The sequence below is a fragment of the Azospirillum sp. UFLA03-27 genome (genome assembly GCF_059803775.1).
Genome location: NZ_JAUQTX010000474.1, coordinates 1 through 1,831 on the forward strand (window position 1 = coordinate 1; position 1,831 = coordinate 1,831).

A 1,831-nucleotide genomic window follows, 5' to 3' on the forward strand; every position below is an offset into this window, starting at 1 on the left:
CTGGGGGATTTGGCTGCCGGTTCCGTCTGCGTCGGGGCCCGGCCTGTCCGATGACCAGACAGTACGCCCCGCCGCCCATCCCCGCTGTGGCCTGCGCCACATCCGGACGCGGTTTGCTTTCGGTGCCGCATGCTTGACGTTCATCAAGACTCCGTCCGGCAAAGCGGTGTTTCCTTGCGGCCCATGACCACCGACCTTCTCCTCGCCGCCCTGTTCCTGTTCGCCACCCACGCCGTGCCGTCCTGGCCGGGGGTGCGGCCGTGGCTGATCGCCCGGATGGGACGGGGCGGGTTCGTCACCCTGCATTCGCTTGGCTCGCTGCTGGCGCTCGGCCTGTTCGTCTGGGCCTACCGCGAGCCCGGGGGCGGAGAGCCGCTGTTCGTTCCCGCCGGATGGGCGGCGCCGCTCGTCGTCGCGCTGATGCCGCTGTCCTTCCTGCTGATCGCCGCCCGCGTCACCAGCAAGGCCGGCGAGCCCGACGCCCCCAACCCGCCGCGCGGCATCTACCGGATCACCCGCTTTCCCGGCAGCATGGGGCTGCTGCTGTGGGCGCTGCTGCATCTGCAAGCCACCGGGGACGGGCGGCGGGTCGTGCTGTTCGTCGCGATGGCGGCCATCGCCCTGTTCGCCATGGTCAAGAACGACTGGCTGCTGCGCCGCGGTGCTGCCGGGCGGACCTACCGGGCGGAGACCTCCGCGCTTCCCTTCGCCGCCATCCTGGCCGGACGCCAGAGCTTCCGCCCAGGAGAGATCGGCTGGGGCCGTGTTCTGGGCGCGCTCGCCGCCTATGCCGCGATGATCGCCGTGCATCCCTGGCTGTTCGGAGTCAGCCCGCTCTATTGGCTGTAGCGGGAAGGTTTGCGACACGCCGCGCCGCTCCGCCTGTTGACGGTCATGAATGCAGACCGCCGAGGAGGGACAGCGCCATGGAGCATCACACCGGCCCCGACGACCCCCGCGTCCGCGAGCGCGCCCACGCCATCTGGGAGCGGGAGGGCCGTCCCGAGGGGCGCCACATCGAGCATTGGCAGCAGGCCGCCCGCGAGATCGCCGAGGAGGACGCCGTCCCCGGTCCGGAGGCCGGGCTGCAAACCCCCGACAGCGCCAGCGAGCGCGCCCTGCACGAGGCCGCCGAGCATCTGCGCGGCGTGGACGCGCACAGCCACCATCGCCAGTCGTCGACGGCGGAAGGCTGATCGGGCGGAAGGCTGATCGTCAGTCCTCGTCGTCCAGGGACAGCTGACGGACTTCCAGTCGCGGATCGGGCTGAGGCAGCGGGCGCGGCTCCGCCGCCCGGCCCGCGGCGGGAGGCGCGGCGGCGCGCGGCGGGCGCAGCGGCTTGTTCACCGTGCCCCGCGGCCCTATGCTCGGCTCGTCGCCGAAGTCGGGCAGGGGCGGGCAGCGGTCCATCACCGCGCGCATCAGCACGGCGACGCGGTCCGTCTGCTTGCGCAGGCCTTGTCCACGCTCCCCGTCGTAGAGCGGGTCGTCGAGGAACTTGCGGATCTCCATCAGCGCGCGGAACTCCACCCCCACCGTCTCGTGGGTGCCGATGGGCAGCGCCTTGACCCGCGCGAAGGTGTTGAAGAAGCCCAGGCTCTCCTCCACGAACAGGATCACCATGCGGGCGTGCAGGCGTTCCAGCGCGGTGGTCATCGGGCCGATCAGCTCCTCCATCTCCGACGGGGCGGCGTCCAGCCGTTCCTGGGTCACCGCCGCCAGCGAGAAGAAGTCGCGCACCTTGCGGGAGAATTTGCGGTAGCGGCCCATCCCGCCGACCGACACACGCTCTGTCTCTTATACACATCTGACGCTGCCGACGATTATACGC

The 1,831-nt window shown here is 71.0% G+C and carries 3 protein-coding genes; 2 read left to right on the forward strand and 1 reads right to left on the reverse strand.

Features of this window, described 5'->3' with window-relative positions:
* Positions 1 to 183: 183 nt before the first annotated feature.
* Together Q4I23_RS32470 and Q4I23_RS32475 are read left to right on the forward strand one after the other, a co-directional pair.
* Complete coding sequence (locus tag Q4I23_RS32470; protein ID WP_498528971.1) at positions 184 to 849, forward strand: NnrU family protein; 666 nt, start codon at positions 184 to 186, stop codon at positions 847 to 849.
* Positions 850 to 926: 77 nt separating this feature from the next.
* Positions 927 to 1,196, forward strand: coding sequence for a DUF2934 domain-containing protein (locus Q4I23_RS32475; RefSeq protein WP_237904781.1), 270 nt, complete (start codon positions 927 to 929; stop codon positions 1,194 to 1,196).
* A 19-nt stretch (positions 1,197 to 1,215) separates the two neighbouring features.
* Here the strand turns inward: Q4I23_RS32475 and Q4I23_RS32480 are convergent, their stop codons facing one another.
* A complete protein-coding gene (locus Q4I23_RS32480; RefSeq protein ID WP_498528972.1) occupies positions 1,216 to 1,785 on the reverse strand; it encodes a hypothetical protein in 570 nt (189 codons plus the stop codon).
* Positions 1,786 to 1,831: the final 46 nt, after the last annotated feature.